Origin of the sequence: Pseudomonas brassicacearum (genome assembly GCF_918698105.1) — a bacterium.
Classification (GTDB): domain Bacteria; phylum Pseudomonadota; class Gammaproteobacteria; order Pseudomonadales; family Pseudomonadaceae; genus Aquipseudomonas; species Aquipseudomonas brassicacearum_F.
Genome location: NZ_CAKKMI010000001.1, coordinates 143,415 through 158,150, shown reverse-complemented (window position 1 = coordinate 158,150; position 14,736 = coordinate 143,415). Strand labels below are relative to the sequence as shown.

Annotated in this window: 16 protein-coding genes; 9 read left to right on the top strand and 7 right to left on the bottom strand. The window is 60.1% G+C overall.

Annotated features, from left to right (window positions below; translation table 11 throughout):
* Positions 1-11 precede the first annotated feature (11 nt).
* Complete coding sequence (locus tag LQ215_RS00715) at positions 12-1,775, bottom strand: cation:proton antiporter (RefSeq protein WP_230146952.1); 1,764 nt, start codon at positions 1,773-1,775, stop codon at positions 12-14.
* Between the two features lie 279 nt (positions 1,776-2,054).
* Here LQ215_RS00715 and LQ215_RS00710 point away from each other — a divergent pair, with 279 nt between their 5' ends.
* Complete coding sequence (locus LQ215_RS00710) at positions 2,055-2,540, top strand: acyl-CoA thioesterase (RefSeq protein ID WP_116643559.1); 486 nt, start codon at positions 2,055-2,057, stop codon at positions 2,538-2,540.
* Positions 2,541-2,678: 138 nt separating this feature from the next.
* Here LQ215_RS00710 and pdxY read toward each other — a convergent pair whose 3' ends face one another.
* Positions 2,679-3,551 carry a pyridoxal kinase PdxY gene (gene pdxY, locus LQ215_RS00705; protein ID WP_230146951.1) on the bottom strand — a complete coding sequence of 291 codons (873 nt, stop codon included), beginning with the start codon at positions 3,549-3,551 and terminating at the stop codon, positions 2,679-2,681.
* A gap of 119 nt (positions 3,552-3,670) precedes the next feature.
* On the opposite strand from pdxY, the gene LQ215_RS00700 reads away from it, so the two are divergent.
* Positions 3,671-4,093: a DUF3301 domain-containing protein gene (locus LQ215_RS00700; protein WP_230146950.1), complete on the top strand. Its 423-nt coding sequence runs from the start codon at positions 3,671-3,673 to the stop codon at positions 4,091-4,093.
* 12 nt (positions 4,094-4,105) lie between these two features.
* On the opposite strand, the gene LQ215_RS00695 is transcribed toward LQ215_RS00700, so the two are convergent.
* The gene (locus LQ215_RS00695) at positions 4,106-5,071 is read right to left on the bottom strand and encodes a CobW family GTP-binding protein (protein WP_230146949.1); all 966 of its coding nucleotides are present in this window, start codon (positions 5,069-5,071) and stop codon (positions 4,106-4,108) included.
* Positions 5,072-5,098: 27 nt separating this feature from the next.
* Here LQ215_RS00695 and LQ215_RS00690 point away from each other — a divergent pair, with 27 nt between their 5' ends.
* Positions 5,099-5,452, top strand: a complete 354-nt coding sequence (locus LQ215_RS00690) for an NADH:ubiquinone oxidoreductase (protein WP_230146948.1) — start codon at positions 5,099-5,101, stop codon at positions 5,450-5,452.
* On the opposite strand, the gene LQ215_RS00685 is transcribed toward LQ215_RS00690, so the two are convergent.
* Together LQ215_RS00685 and zigA are read right to left on the bottom strand one after the other, a co-directional pair.
* Positions 5,449-6,099: a DUF1826 domain-containing protein gene (locus tag LQ215_RS00685; protein ID WP_230146947.1), complete on the bottom strand. Its 651-nt coding sequence runs from the start codon at positions 6,097-6,099 to the stop codon at positions 5,449-5,451. The genes LQ215_RS00690 and LQ215_RS00685 overlap by 4 nt on opposite strands.
* Complete coding sequence (gene zigA, locus LQ215_RS00680; RefSeq protein WP_230146946.1) at positions 6,099-7,307, bottom strand: zinc metallochaperone GTPase ZigA; 1,209 nt, start codon at positions 7,305-7,307, stop codon at positions 6,099-6,101. The genes LQ215_RS00685 and zigA overlap by 1 nt, the downstream gene beginning before the upstream one ends.
* 145 nt (positions 7,308-7,452) lie before the next feature.
* Here zigA and LQ215_RS00675 point away from each other — a divergent pair, with 145 nt between their 5' ends.
* From LQ215_RS00675 to LQ215_RS00655, 5 genes are all read left to right on the top strand, one after another.
* Positions 7,453-7,845, top strand: a complete 393-nt coding sequence (locus LQ215_RS00675; RefSeq protein WP_230146945.1) for a glutamine synthetase — start codon at positions 7,453-7,455, stop codon at positions 7,843-7,845.
* Between the two features lie 114 nt (positions 7,846-7,959).
* Positions 7,960-8,856, top strand: coding sequence for a GTP cyclohydrolase FolE2 (folE2, locus tag LQ215_RS00670; protein ID WP_230147017.1), 897 nt, complete (start codon positions 7,960-7,962; stop codon positions 8,854-8,856).
* A complete protein-coding gene (locus LQ215_RS00665; protein WP_230146944.1) occupies positions 8,853-9,521 on the top strand; it encodes a metal ABC transporter ATP-binding protein in 669 nt (222 codons plus the stop codon). The genes folE2 and LQ215_RS00665 overlap by 4 nt, the downstream gene beginning before the upstream one ends.
* The gene (locus LQ215_RS00660) at positions 9,521-10,387 is read left to right on the top strand and encodes a metal ABC transporter permease (RefSeq protein WP_230146943.1); all 867 of its coding nucleotides are present in this window, start codon (positions 9,521-9,523) and stop codon (positions 10,385-10,387) included. The genes LQ215_RS00665 and LQ215_RS00660 overlap by 1 nt, the downstream gene beginning before the upstream one ends.
* Positions 10,388-10,398: 11 nt before the next feature.
* A complete protein-coding gene (locus LQ215_RS00655) occupies positions 10,399-11,274 on the top strand; it encodes a metal ABC transporter substrate-binding protein (RefSeq protein WP_230146942.1) in 876 nt (291 codons plus the stop codon).
* A gap of 157 nt (positions 11,275-11,431) precedes the next feature.
* Here LQ215_RS00655 and LQ215_RS00650 read toward each other — a convergent pair whose 3' ends face one another.
* On the bottom strand, positions 11,432-11,953 hold the full coding sequence (locus LQ215_RS00650; RefSeq protein WP_230146941.1) for a DUF3617 domain-containing protein: 522 nt from the start codon (positions 11,951-11,953) through the stop codon (positions 11,432-11,434).
* Between the two features lie 141 nt (positions 11,954-12,094).
* On the opposite strand from LQ215_RS00650, the gene cls reads away from it, so the two are divergent.
* Positions 12,095-13,534, top strand: a complete 1,440-nt coding sequence (cls, locus tag LQ215_RS00645; protein WP_230146940.1) for a cardiolipin synthase — start codon at positions 12,095-12,097, stop codon at positions 13,532-13,534.
* Here cls and cfaB read toward each other — a convergent pair.
* Positions 13,531-14,718, bottom strand: a complete 1,188-nt coding sequence (cfaB, locus tag LQ215_RS00640; RefSeq protein WP_230146939.1) for a C17 cyclopropane fatty acid synthase CfaB — start codon at positions 14,716-14,718, stop codon at positions 13,531-13,533. The two genes, cls and cfaB, sit on opposite strands and share 4 nt — an antisense overlap.
* Positions 14,719-14,736 lie beyond the last annotated feature (18 nt).

Genomic DNA, 14,736 nt, shown 5'->3' with positions numbered 1-14,736 from the left:
CCCACGGCCGGTCAATGCCCGGACGAGTCCTTGTGATTGTCCAGGGTTTCTAGCAAGGCCACCTGCATCCGCGTATGCAGGCGGATGAACCAGCGCCAGAGCAATGCCGCCACGGCAGTCGCCACCACGGCGATCAGTATCAGCAACTTGTTGGTCGGCAGAATGCTGGCCGACAAGGCTGCCAATAGCAGGAAAATCACCAGCAGCGAGAGAATCGGGATCACTTCGGCGATCACCCGACGCACACGCTGGGTGTGCCGACCAGCCATCTCCGGCTTCACGCCCATCTCCGCCAGCAGCATCGACAGCGCCTTGAGCTTGCGATAGGCGGCGATCAGGAACGGTAGCGACAGCAGCAACGCCCCGCCCCAGATCAATGCTTTCTGTCCGCTCGGGTCGCTGATCCATGCTTGCAGGTAAACCGACATCCGCTCGGCGAAATAGCCGCCCGAAACAAAAATCGCGATGACCAGCGCCAGGTTGACTCCAACCTGCAGCAAAATCCGCCTGATCATCGACGCCACCACCGCCCCCTCTCCGTGGGGCTGGATGCTACGCAGCCATTCGCCATACATCCCCAATACCCGCGTCAGTCGTTGCGGCATGACCGTCGCCAACTTGATGGACAACGGGTCGGCGGCCCGGATCAGGTACGGCGTCAGCAGTGTGGTCAACACCGAGACGGCGACCGCTACTGGATAGAGAAAATCGCTGGTGACCTGCAGGGTCATCCCCAACGACGCGATGATGAAGGAGAATTCGCCGATCTGCGAAAGGCCCATCCCAACGCGTAGCGAGGTGCGTCCGTCGTTGCCAGCGATAAAGGCACCGAGGCCGCAAGACAACATCTTGCCGAGCACCACTGCACCCGTGATCACAGCAATCGGCCAGGCGTATTGCAGCAATATCGCCGGGTCGAGCATCAGCCCGATGGCGACGAAGAAGATCGCGCTGAACAAATCGCGCACCGGTTCCACCAGCCGCTCGATTTTCAGCAGTTGCCGGGACTCGGCCATGATCGCACCGATCAGGAACGCCCCGAGCACCATGCTGTATTCCAGCTTCACCACCAGCAGACAGAAGCCGAAACACAGGCCCAGCACGGTAATCAGCAACATTTCGTTGCTGTCGAACTTCGCCACGTAGGCCAGCACCCTCGGCACCAGCAGAATACCGACGACCAACGCGACGATCATGAACAGCGACAACTTGCCGACCGTGGAAAACACCTCGCCGGAGCTCACAGTGCCGCTGACGGCAATGCTCGACAACAAGGCGATGATGCCGATACCGAGGATGTCCTCGACGATCAACACCCCGAAAATCAGCTGCGCGAAGCGCTCGTTCTTCATCTTCAGGTCATTGAGGGCCTTGACGATGATGGTGGTGGAGGAAATGGCCAGGATCGCGCCGAGGAACAGCGAGTCCATGGTGCTCCACTCGAACCAGCGGCCGATTTCATAACCGATCCAGATCATCAGCACGATTTCGAGGAACGCCGCGATGAAAGCCGTGGCCCCGACCTTGAACAGTTTGCGCAGGCTGAACTCCAGGCCCAGGCAAAACATCAGGAAGATCACCCCGAGCTCGGCCAGGGTCTTGATCGTGTCTTCGTCGTGGATAAAACCGAACGGCGGCGTATGCGGACCAATGATGAAGCCGGCCACGATGTAGCCCAGTACCACCGGTTGCTTGAAACGATGAAAGAGTACGGTTACCAGCCCCGCAGCCATCATGATGATCGCCAAGTCTTGAATGAAACTGATGGCATGCATGTCGGGGCTCCCTGTTCAAATGACTCCATCGCAGAGCTGGAGAAATCCATTTCCTCTGTAGGAATTGCCCTCATAACGGGCTTTTGAAGGGTAACACCGCGACTTCAGACGAAAAGACGGTGCAATATATGGAAACAGATCCATCGGCGCGTGACGGCAACCACAGGCGCAGCGTCCCGATATCGGTGGTTTTTAAAACCTGGTGACCTGTTTGCAGGCCACCCACCAGCACCCGCAGAGGTGCACTCCCGAATTGCTGCCTTGAACCGTGAGTACGTTATGGAACCCGGAAATGCCCAGCTGTCGATGACGGTGTTGATGACCCCCGATATGGCCAACTTCTCTGGCAATGTCCATGGCGGCACCTTGCTCAAATACCTCGACGAAGTCGCCTACGCCTGCGCCAGCCGCTACGCCGGGCGCTACGTGGTGACCCTGTCGGTAGACCAGGTCATCTTCCGTGAACCGATTCATGTCGGCGAGCTGGTGACCTTCCTGGCCTCGGTGAACTACACCGGCAACACGTCGATGGAAGTGGGCATCAAAGTCGTGACCGAAAATATTCGCGAACGCTCGGTGCGCCACACCAACAGTTGCTTCTTCACCATGGTTGCGGTGGATGATCAGCGTAAACCCGCCGCCGTGCCGCCCTTGCAGCCGCACAACAGCGAAGAAAAACGCCGCTACGAACAAGCCCAGCAACGCCGGCAGATTCGCCAGGAGCTGGAAAAGCGTTATCAGGACATCAAGGCAGACGGGCCTTAACGGACCGCCGAAGATTCAACTGTGGGAGCGAGCTTGCTCGCGATGGCGATCGATCAGCCAATATTGATGCTGACTGACACACCGCTATCGCGAGCAAGCTCGCTCCCACAGGGATTTTGCAGCATTTCCACGGTGCGATCAGAGACTGATCGGCACAGCCTCGAACCGCACCCGTGGATGGGCGATCCGGTCTTGGGCGCGGACCAGTTCCAGCTCATAGCTGGTGCAGGCCTGGGTTTCCAGCAGCACTTCATGCACCGCCGCGGCAGTGAATTCGAGCGCCGCCACCAGGCTGTCCCCCAACAGTATCCGTGCCAGGAGCAGCCCCGAGGTCAGGTCACCCACGCCCACCGGCTGGCGCGGGAACGCCAACAGCGGACGGCGCAGGTGCCAGCTACCGTCGGCAGTCACCAACAGCATTTCGAAGCTGTCATCGGGTTTGCCAGGGTAGGCCAGGTGCTTGACCAGCACCGCCTTCGGCCCACGGGCCAGCAATGCTCGGGCCATGGCCAGGCAATCGAGCAAAGACTGCGCCTTGCGCCCCGAAAAACTGTCCAGTTCCAGTTGGTTCGGGCACATGAGGTCCGCAACGGCGGCGGCTTCTTCCAGGAGAAATTCACTCACCTCGGGCGCCACGATACAGCCCTTCTCTGGATGCCCCATGACTGGGTCACACAGGTATAGCGCCTTCGGATTGGCGGCCTTGATCCGCGCCACGCCCGTCAGGATCGCCCGCCCTTGAGCCGCGCTGCCCAGGTAACCGGACAACACCGCATCGCATTGCCCCAGCTCACCGATGGCCGCAATGCCTTCCACCAATGCCGGTATCTGCTCCGGTGCAAGCACCTCACCGGTCCATTGGCCGTATTGGGTGTGATTGGAAAATTGCACGGTATTGAGCGGCCAAACGTTCACTCCGACCCGCTGCATCGCAAACACCGCGGCACTATTGCCAGCGTGACCGAACACCACGTGGGACTGAATGGCAAGCAGATGAGGCGTACGTTTCATGCGGGAAGTTTCCGTAAAACGATTGAAATTCAAGCCGCGCAGTATGCGACTAAACACAGCCTGTACGACAGACCGGCGAGACAGTTAAGCTGGCAGCAACTTGTTGGAGCACTTCGTTCATGCTGACCCTCGGAAACATTTTCGTGCTGATGCTGCTGGCTACCGGCGGCGCTTGGCTGTGGCACAACCATGGCTTGCGCGAACGGGCGTTGGCGAGGGTCATGCAGCATTGCGCCAACCTCAAGATCGAGTTGCTGGACGGCAATGTGGCGTTGAAAAAAATCGGTTTCGTGAAGGACGCCAGCGGACGCCGACGCCTGGCACGCGTCTATACCTTCGAGTTCACCGTCACCGGCGAAAGCCGCCATTCAGGCACCATCACCCAGTTTGGCGCCCACAGCGCGCAGATCGAGCTGGCGCCCTACCCGATGCCCTTCGAAGAAACACCGCCACCCCCCATTGAACCGGCCCACACCAGGCCCAGGGCTGAAGTCATCGAGTTGAGCCAGTGGCGCCAGGAACACAACAAATGGAAGCCTTGAGGCAGGACTGACTCAGCGACACCGACACTTCGCCAGCCCAGCTTGCAGGTTATCAACGTCTTGCGGCTGATCGAAAATCAGCTCGATCCGAGAATCCTGGCGCCACTCACTGGCTTGCCAGCCCAGCGCCGCCCCCTCCAGCGCATTGGCTGAAACCCAGCCGTCGACGCTGTGGATAACCATCTTCGCCCGTTTCCAGCCTCCGCCCTGTAGCCATCGCGTCAATGCCGCTGCGTCGAATTGCTGGCTGGGGTGCCAGCGCCAACCAATACTCCAGCCACCCTCCTGCTGCTGATACAGGCAGATCGGCAGCGTCGGGTCGGACCAAATGGCCGGTATCTGGCCCAAGCTCTTCGGCAGATTCAAGTTATCCACAGCCCCACTGCCCCGAGCCGCAAGGCCTGGCAATCGCTCGATCGGCAGCGCAGCCTGCTGCGTCCAGTACAACGCAAGCCCTGAGAGTTGCGCCTCCAGCCGTTCGCGATCGGCTTGTGTAAGGGTCTCGGACTTGTTCAGCACCAGCAGTCCGCCATCCGCCAGGATTTGTTGCTGCGCGTCGGGCAAAGGCTTGCCGTCCGCCATCGCCCGGGCATCCAATACCAGCACACAGGGTTGCACCGCCAGTACGCCGAGCCATGGCGCTTGGTGCAGTTGTCGCATCAACTGCGCCGGATGCCCCAGGCCCGAGGGCTCGATGAACAACCGATCCGGCTTGGCCTTGCGCAGCAAACGCCCAAGACCGATCTGAAACGGCGCGCCATTGACGCAGCACAAACAGCCACCGGCCACTTCGCCCAGTGCGATACCATCGCCAGCCTGGGTCAGCAACGCGGCATCCAGGCCGATCTGACCGAACTCATTGATCAGCACCGCCCAGCGTTCATTAGCCGGGCGCTGGGCCAGCAGATGCCTGATCAGGCTGGTCTTGCCGGCGCCCAAGGGACCGGCGATGACATGGGTGGGAATGTGCTGCAACATAATCGACGGCTTTCGATGGAGGTGAATATGCGAATGATCGGTTGGTTGTTACTGGCACTGACGTCGAACCAGGCATTGGCCCAGGCTTGTGTGGTCCACAGCCAGGCGGAACGGCTGGATGTGAAGGTCTGCCAGCAGAACCGCAACATCCCGCAGAAGCTGTTCGCCGACGGTTTCTGCCAGCCAAACCTTGCCGGTCAGAACGTCGAGGTGCAATACGTCGATCAATGCCCCGGCGGCGCGTTCGGCATCTGCAGCAACGCCCAAGTCGCCAATATGCCTTACCGCCAGGATATTCACTATTACGGCGTAGCGACCGATGCCGCTTACCTGCAGCCATTTTGCGAAGGGCAAAGCCAGGGCACTTGGCTCAAGCCTTAAGCCAGCCAATCCAGCGTGAGAATCAATCGACGCTCTCCCGGCGCGGGCTCCGGCGAGCGATGGATCAGGCCGAGGCCTTCGTTACCGTGCCATTTTTCGCCTTTAAGCAAACCCACATCACCGCAACGAAACTGCTGGATCACGCGCGGATCACCGGGCTCAGCCTCAGGCTCGGCAAGTCGTCGACGGTCCATGACACCTTCCTTGAGCCACTGGCTGCCGACGCCTGCATAGGTGGTCAGCAACCGCACCGGCACGTGGTCGACGTGAAAGCGCGGGCACATGGCCTTGTCCAGCGTGCGCAGGCGCAGGCCGACACGTTGCGCACCCAATAGGCAGGCAAATGCACTGACGAGCCAGGAGACATCGGCGACAAAGCCTTCATAGCCTTGCAGGTCGCTGAAACCTGCGGCCAAGCCCTGCAACGCCGGCTGCGTGTCTTCCTCCGGCAACTCAAGCACGCGTGATTCGGCGAGCGACTGGTCCATCGCCAGCACCATGGCCGCAAAATCGCTGATATGCGCAGGAAGCTGACGCTGCCAGACCGCCAGGTTGGTGCCGTCGTCCAGGATCTGCGTGAATACCCCTGGCGTATCATCTTGGACCTGTCGTGCTTGCTCTGCCCTTTTCAGACTAGGCGCCGGCATCACGCCGCGACCTCGTCATGCCACGGGCCGAACGGATCCGGCAACCGGCGCCAACTTTCAACACCGAGGGCCATTTCCGCGTCAGTGAGCAGGCAAGCGTCCAGTTCAGCGGTGAGCTGGCTGAAGTCGATGTCCTGGCCAATAAAGACCAGCTCCTGGCGGCAATCGCCTGTGGCGGCAAGCCAGTTCTTCATGATCGCGGCTGTACTTTCCTCATCTTGCGGCCATTGGTTTTTCGGCACAAACCGCCACCAGCGCCCGGCGAAGCCATGCCGCATCAAGCCTCCGGCCTGGGACCAACTGCCCGCTTCCTCAGGTTTGCTGGCCAGCCAGAAGAAACCCTTGGAGCGCAGGAGTTTGCCATTGGGCCAGGGACGGTCGATGAAATTGAAGAACCGCTCGGGATGAAACGGCCGGCGTGCTCGGTAGGCGGTCGAGGCGATGCCATATTCCTCGGTTTCTGGCACGTGCTCGCCACGCAGTTCCTGTAGCCAGCCAGGGGCCTGGGCGGCGCGTTCGAAGTCGAAAAGGCCGGTGTCAAGGATTCTGCCCAGCGGCACCTGCCCCATGACCATGGGGAGGATCTGCGCCTGGGCATTAAGGCGCTGCAAAATCGCGATCAATTCTTCCCGATCATGCTGGCTGATCAGGTCGATCTTGCTGATCAAAATCACGTCGGCAAACTCGATCTGTTCGATCAGCAGGTCGGTGATCGAGCGCTCATCATCCTCACCCAGGGTTTCACCCCGTGACGCAAGGCTTTCGGCGGCTTGGTAATCCAGCAGGAAGTTCACCCCGTCGACCACCGTCACCATGGTGTCGAGCCGCGCCACATCGGCCAGGCTTCGACCTTCTTCGTCACGAAACGTGAAGGTTTCTGCCACGGGCAACGGTTCGGAAATGCCTGTGGATTCGATCAACAGGTAATCGAAACGCCCTTCCCTGGCGAGTTGGCCGACCTCTTCGAGCAAGTCTTCGCGCAACGTGCAGCAGATGCAGCCGTTGCTCATTTCCACCAGTTTCTCTTCGGAGCGACTCAGGGAGACATCTCGCTGGACTTCGCTGCCATCGATGTTGATCTCGCTCATATCGTTGACGATCACCGCAACTCGCAGATTGTCGCGATTACGCAAAACGTGGTTGAGCACCGTGCTTTTACCGGCACCGAGAAATCCGGAAAGAACGGTTACGGGAAGACGATTGGGCATCAGGTACATCCTCATCGGGCGGCCGCTGCGACTACGGCTCGTTTCCAGGGTTTGGCTAGGTTCAGGGGTGCGTCGCTTGATGTTATAGTATAACAACGCAATTCAACCAGCCCCCTCGCCACCCTCATTGATCTGAGATCACTCCATGCGCAATCATCTGAAATTCGTATTGGCGAGCCCGTTGTTACTGTGGGTGTTAAGCGCTTCGGCCCAAACCCCGCTCCTGGCGAACTGCACCCGCAGTGCAAATCTGCTGGCGTGCGTGGACATTCAGGGCAATGCCTACAGCGTTGCGACGGCTGGAAACATCCTTTATCTACGAGGTTTTGAAGCAGCCAGTCGTCGTTATTGGGCGCAAACCAATAGCCGTTACGGTCAGCTCACCTTCTTTACTGGTTTGGCATCGGATGGAGAAAGTTGGGTCGGATACAGCCGGCGTGTGGGGTGGACGACCCTCAATCGTTTCTCGAGCTCTGGTGGTAGTGCGGGTGTATTTGTATGCGGACGCATGAACGGTTGCCAGGATTCATCGCGCTGATGTTTCACGTGGAACGTGACGTTGGGGAGATGAAACTCCTTTCATGGAAAAGGTTTCTTTAAATGAGTTGTTATACTATAACATCTAATTTTGAACCTTCGATGGACCTTGACCATGAACGCGTTAACCCTGCCCGACATCGCAGCGCAGGCTTCACGTCAAACCCTGCCCCTTGATTGGGTGGGTATGTGTGGCATCGCAACACCCGTGTTGATTGACGGCCAGCGTCTCAGTGCAGTGGCCGACGCGGGTGTCAGCCTTGATGACGGGGAGGCGCGCGGCATTCACATGTCACGCTTATACCTGGCGCTGGAGCGGCTCGAAGAGACGACGCTGTCGCCAGCGTTGTTGCGCCGAATCCTGCGGCAATTTCTCGATAGCCATGAAGGCCTGTCGCAGGCGGCATCACTCAGCGTGCATACCGATCTGCTGCTCAAGCGCCCGGCACTCATCAGCCCGCTGGAGGGCTGGAAACGCTACCCGGTAAGCATCGAAGCCCAGTTGAAAAACGCAGTGTTCCACGTGGAACTGAAAATCCAGATTGCTTATTCCTCGACTTGCCCTTGTTCGGCCGCACTTGCCCGACAATTGATCCAACAGCAATTCGTCGACGACTTCGCTAACAAGAAACCTGAGCACGCCGAAATCCTGGCCTGGCTAGGTTCATCGAACGGCATTGTCGCCACCCCTCATAGCCAACGCAGTACGGCGACGCTGACCCTACGCTTGAACGCCGATGCCGACGATTTGCCGCTGCAGTCTTTCATCAACGAAGCCGAAGCAGCCCTTGGCACCGCGGTGCAGACCGCCGTCAAACGTGCCGATGAACAGGCCTTCGCCCTGGCCAACGGTCAAAACCTGATGTTCTGTGAGGACGCCGCGCGGCGATTAAGCACGGCTCTGAGCCGATCACCCGACATCGTTGCGCTGAATGTACGCGTCGTTCACGCCGAAAGCCTGCACGCTCATGACGCCGTGGCGCAAAGCAGCTGGACCCGGGAAGCATCATGATCAGTTGCCAAGCGCTGCGCTGGGGCGCACCCGGACAACCCCTCACACCGCCACTATCGATGCAGCGACCGACCGGGAGTCTCACCGCCATCATCGGCGCCAACGGCTCGGGCAAAAGCAGCCTGTTGAAAGTGCTGGCGGGGCTGCAAAAACCACTCTCCGGCAAAGTCTCCCTGGATGTTCCACGCCGTGGTGGGATTTCGTTCATGCCGCAGCAGCAGCATCTGGATCGGCAATTCCCCATCAGTTTGCAAGAATTGGTGGCCGCCGGTTCCTGGGGCAATCGACACACGCCAGCCATGCGAAGGCAATTGCTTCAGACCGTACTGGCCGACTGGGCCCTGACCGGCCTCGAACATCGTCCGCTAATGGCGCTGTCAGGGGGCGAGCTGCAACGCGCCCTGCTCGCTCGCCTGAGCCTGGCCGAAGCGCCACTGCTGTTGCTCGACGAACCCCATGCCGCCCTCGACGAACAGGGCCAGGCGCTGCTGTGGAAACACATCCATCGCTGGCATGCTGCGGGCAGAACCGTCGTGGTGGTGTGCCATGATCTGGCAGCGGTGCGCCAACATATCCCCCATACGCTGCTGATCAGCAACACCGGCTGCGTGCTGGGCCGTAGCCTCGACTTGATCGCTCAACAACCCCAAACGTGGGTGGCCTGATGCTTGCGGCCACTCATCTCTGGCAACCGTTTCAAGAGTTTGTCTTCATGCGCCGGGCCTTGCTCGGCGGCCTGGTGCTGGCGTGCAGCACGGCACCATTGGGTGTATTCCTGATCCTTCGGCGCATGAGCCTGATTGGTGACGCCGTGGCGCATGGCATTCTGCCTGGCGCCGCCCTGGGTTTCTGGTTTGCCGGGCTGAGCCTGCCCGCCTTGACCGTTGGCGGCCTGGGCGCGGGCCTGAGCATGGCCGGCCTCGCTGCCTGGATCACCCGGCGCACTGGCCTGCGGGAGGACGCCAGCCTCGCGGCGATTTATCCCATTTCCCTGGCGGCCGGTGTGTTGATCCTCGGCATGGCGGGCAAACGCCTGGACTTGCTTCACCTGCTGTTCGGCTCGGCCCTGGCGGTAGATGGCCCGACACTCACCGGCATGCTCTGGGTATCCGGTGCCAGCCTGTTGGCGATGGCGTTGATTTATCGACCGTTACTGCTCGATACGCTGGACCCTCTGTTCCTGCAAACCGTCAGTCGTCTCGGCCCTTTGGCCCATGGTGTGTTCCTGACCCTGGTGGTGTTGAACCTGGTGATCGGCTTCCAGGCCATCGGTGCGCTCATGGTGGTCGGCCTGATGATGCTGCCGGCAGCCGCGGCGAGATTCTGGAGCCGACGCCTGCCTCTGCTGATGCTGATCGCGGCGCTGCTCGGTTGCCTCTCGGTGTGGCTTGGCCTGTTGTTGTCCTTCTATTACTCACTGCCCAGCGGGCCGTCCATCGTGCTGGTGGCGGGCGCGTTTTATCTGCTGTCGGTGGTATTCGGTCCGGTGCACGGTTTGCTGCGCCGCCCGCCTTTGCTCACATCCCAATGAGGTGTTTCCCGATGCGCGTTCTGCTCGTGCTGTTCAGTCTGATGCTGTCCATGTCCCTGTCCGCCGCCGAAAAGCTCCAGGTGGTGACCAGCTTCAGCATCCTTGCCGACATGACCCGACAGGTCGGCGGTGAGCACATCCACATCACCAACATGGTCGGGCCGGATGCCGATGCACACACCTACGAACCCACGCCAGACGACGCCAAGGCATTGCTCAAGGCAAAATTGATCATCAAGAATGGACTGGGCTTCGAGCCGTGGTTGGATCGCCTGGTGACCAGCACTGAAACCACGGCTCCGGTGATCAGCGCCAGTCGCGGCGTCATCCCGCGCTCACTGGATGAGGATGGCGAGACCATCCCCGACCCCCACGCGTGGCACAACCTGGCGAACGCCGAGCTGTATGTCAGCAACATCACCAAGGCATTGGAAGCTGCCGACCCGGCGAACAAGGCCGACTACGAACGCAACAGCCAGGCGTACCTGAAGAAAATCTACGCCCTGCTCGCCGAAGCCAAGGCCAAGCTCGGTGCATTGCCCGCCGGTAATCGCAGGATCGTGACCTCCCACGATGCATTCGGTTACCTGGGCCAGGCCTACGGCATCGAGTTCATGGCACCCCAGGGTTTATCCACCGAACGTGAACCGTCGGCGGCAGAAGTTGCGGCGCTGATTACGCAGATTCGTCAGGCGAAGGTCAAAGCGGTGTTCATGGAAAACATCAAGGACGCACGCCTGCTCAAGCAGATCGCCGACGAGAGCGGTGCGCACATCGGCGGTACGCTGTATTCCGATGCACTCGCGGCCAGCGGACCGGCCAGTACCTTTACGGGTCTGTTCGAATACAACCTCAATACCCTGTATGAGGCGCTGAGTCGGCCTTGATAGAACATTTGTGGGAGCAAGGCTTGCCCTGATCGAGCACTTGTGGGAGCAAGGCTTGCCCGCGATGAACGATAACGCGCTTGACGATTGACCAAGCTGCCCGCATCGCCAGCAAGCTTTGCTCCCACAGATCTCCAAACGATTAGTTCATTCCGCTTCAAGCCCTCGGCTTGACCGTTCCGCAATCCTGCCCCAGCCACACTGCGCGAGTGTCGAGGCTGCCGTTCTGCTGGATGCCGGTGGCATTGAACGTGCCGTTGACCTTGGTGGTGAACTCGCGATCGCTCTGGAACGTCGCGACACCATTACCCTGGGCTTTCGGGCAACTGAAGCGAAACTTCCACTGATTGCCGGTGCGCTCGGTGATCTGCTGCTTGCAACCCGATTGCGGGTCTTGCAGCGGAATGTCATTGGTTTGCACCTGCTCCGGGGTCAGGCAGACACGGATGCCTTTACCGCCCATGGTGATGCCCTGCTTCTCCAGCATCGCCCGTTGCTCCGGCGTCATCTGGTTCTGCACCTGGCCCAGGATCAGTTGCAGGTCCGGCAGGTTCTGGTTATCGACCTTCATGTTGCTGGTGGTCAGCTCCCACAAACCCGGCTGAAGCATCTGCGCCTGAGCCGCCATCGGAACCGACAACCCCATTGCCAAGGCCACACCCAGCAGACGAACATTCATTGCATAAACTCCAGAGGACAAGTGGCCGTTAGACGCCGCCCACAGGCTTCGGTTCAGGCCCGGGACGAGTGAATTAAATAGCGACATTCGCCATGGAACATGGTCTGTTAAGCATTGAAACCTCCGGAGCAAGAATGCCCCATGGATTATTTCGGCCCGCATGTTTTCGGTTACCTGATCGCGCTGCTCCACACCCTGGGTTCCATTGCCGCCGTCCACGCCGTCCTGACGGTGCGCACGGCCCAAGGCTCGATCGCTTGGGCCCTGTCGCTGCTGTTCATCCCCTACCTCACTTTGATCCCTTACCTGGTTTTCGGGCGCAGCACCTTTGATGGCTACATCAAGGCGCGCCGACAGGCCAACGAAGAGATGCGCAAGGCGATCTCCGAGTTGAACTGGCGGCCATGGGTCGAAGAGGCTCTGACCGCCCGCGCTTCCCAGGCCTACGACTCGCTACGGGCCATGCCCAAGCTGGGGCGCACACCGTGCCTGGCTAACAACCAGGTGCGCTTGCTCGTCAATGGGCAGGCCACATTCGAGGCGATCTTCCAGGCCATCGAGAACGCCCGACAGGCCGTGCTGATTCAATTTTTCATCATCCACGACGACCGCCTCGGCCTACGCCTGCAGACACTGCTGCTGAAAAAAGCCGCCGAAGGCGTGGCGGTGTATCTGCTTTATGACCGCATTGGCAGCCACTCCCTGCCCCACCGCTACGTCCAGGCGCTGCGTGACGGAGGTGTGCATGTGAAAGCCTTTGCCACCCGCAGCGGCTGGCTCAATCGGTTCCAGGTCAACTTTCGCAACCACCGCAAGATCGTGGCGGTGGATGGCGTTCTAGGCTTCGTTGGCGGGCACAACGTGGGCGATGAATACATGGGCGAAAAGCCGCCCCTGGCGCCGTGGCGTGACACCCATGTCGAAGTCTGCGGGCCGGTGGTGGGGAGCATGCAAGAGTCGTTTGCCGAGGACTGGTTCTGGGCGGCCCGTTCGCTGCCACCGCTGATCCTGCCAGACACCTACCCGGACGACGGTGTGCTCTGCCAGTTGCTGACCAGCGGCCCGGCGGATGCCTACGAAACCTGTTCGCTGTTTTTCGTCGAGGCGATCCATGCGGCCAGTGAGCGCGTCTGGATCACAACGCCTTACTTCATCCCTGACGAAGCGGTGTTCGCAGCCTTGCGCCTGGCGGTGCTGCGCGGGGTGGATGTGCGCATCCTGCTGCCCTCGCGGCCGGACCACAAGATCGTCTACGCTGCGTCCAGCCTGTATGCGTTTGAGGCGGTGCGGGCCGGTGTGCGGATGTTCCGTTACACGCCGGGCTTCCTGCATCAGAAAGTGGTGCTGATCGACCGGGAAATCAGCGCCATCGGCAGTGCGAACCTGGACAACCGTTCGTTCCGCCTGAATTTCGAGGTCATGCTGCTCACGGTGGATATCCCGTTTGCCACCGAGGTCGAGCAGATGCTTGAGCGGGACTTCGCCCAAGCCGTGGAAATCGACAAACAGGAAAGCCGGGAGACCCACCGCCTGCAGAAGGTCGGCATGCGGATCGCCCGGCTCATTTCCCCGATTCTCTAAGGGGTGTAGATGTCGTCGCGGGTCCAGGGCAGTTCATGGCTACCGTCGGCGTGGGCCTTCACTGCCAGGATCTGGTGCAGGTTGATCCAGCCCTTGGCGAACGCGTAGGCACAGCCGGCCAGGTACAGGCGCCAGATCCGCAATGCCTGTTCCGGCACTTCCTTCGCGGCGGCCTCGAGATTGTCCTCCAGGCGTTCACTCCAGTGATCGAGCGTGCGCGCGTAATGCAGGCGCAGGCTTTCCACGTCGACGATCTCCAGCCCCGCTTCGCTGATCTCGGCAGAGATCATCGACAGGTGCGGCAGCTCGCCGTTGGGGAACACATACTTCTCGATGAATTCGCCTGCGCCACGACCGACTGGACGGCCGTCGGTGTGCTTGGCAGTGATGCCATGGTTCATCACCAGGCCGCCCTCACGCACCGCGCCGAACAGCGTCTTGCAGTACTGCTCGAGATTGGCATGGCCGACGTGCTCGAACATCCCCACACTGACCACTTTGTCGAAGCGACCGTCCTGGGGCAGGTCGCGATAGTCCAACAATTGCAATTCGACCAGATCCTCCAGGCCCTCTGCCTTGACCCGTTCTTGAGCCAGCGTCAGCTGCGCCTTACTCAGGGTAATCCCGAAGACCTTGGCACCGAACTCGCGCGCAGCGTAACGCGCCAGACCACCCCAGCCGCAACCAACATCCAGCAGATAGTCACCCGGCTGCAATCGCAGCTTGCGGCACAAGTGGCGGAATTTGGCTTGCTGGGCCTGTTCGAGGGTTTCACTGCCCGTCTCGAAATAGGCGCAGGAATAGGCCATGTCACTGTCGAGCCACAGCTGATAGAACGCGTTGGAAAGATCGTAGTGGTAAGAAATCGCCTTGGCGTCGGTTTCCTTGTCGTGGAGCGATCGCACCGGCAGGTTGTCGGCGTCATCTTCGATCAAGGCCTGGCTCCATTCATCGCAGACACGAATGACTTCGTGAATCGAACCTTCGAGTTCCAGTTTGCCTTCGACGAATGCCGCACCCAGCGCATCCAGGCTGGGATGGGTGAATTGCGCGACCATTTGTGGGTCCTTGACCACGATCGTGACACTGGGGTCGTCACCCAGTGAAAACTCATGGCCATCCCAGAGCCGCAACCGAAGCGGTAGATGCAGATTCTGTAAGGCCGGTGGAAGTTGCGCGAGCATGAAAAATCCCCCCTTGTT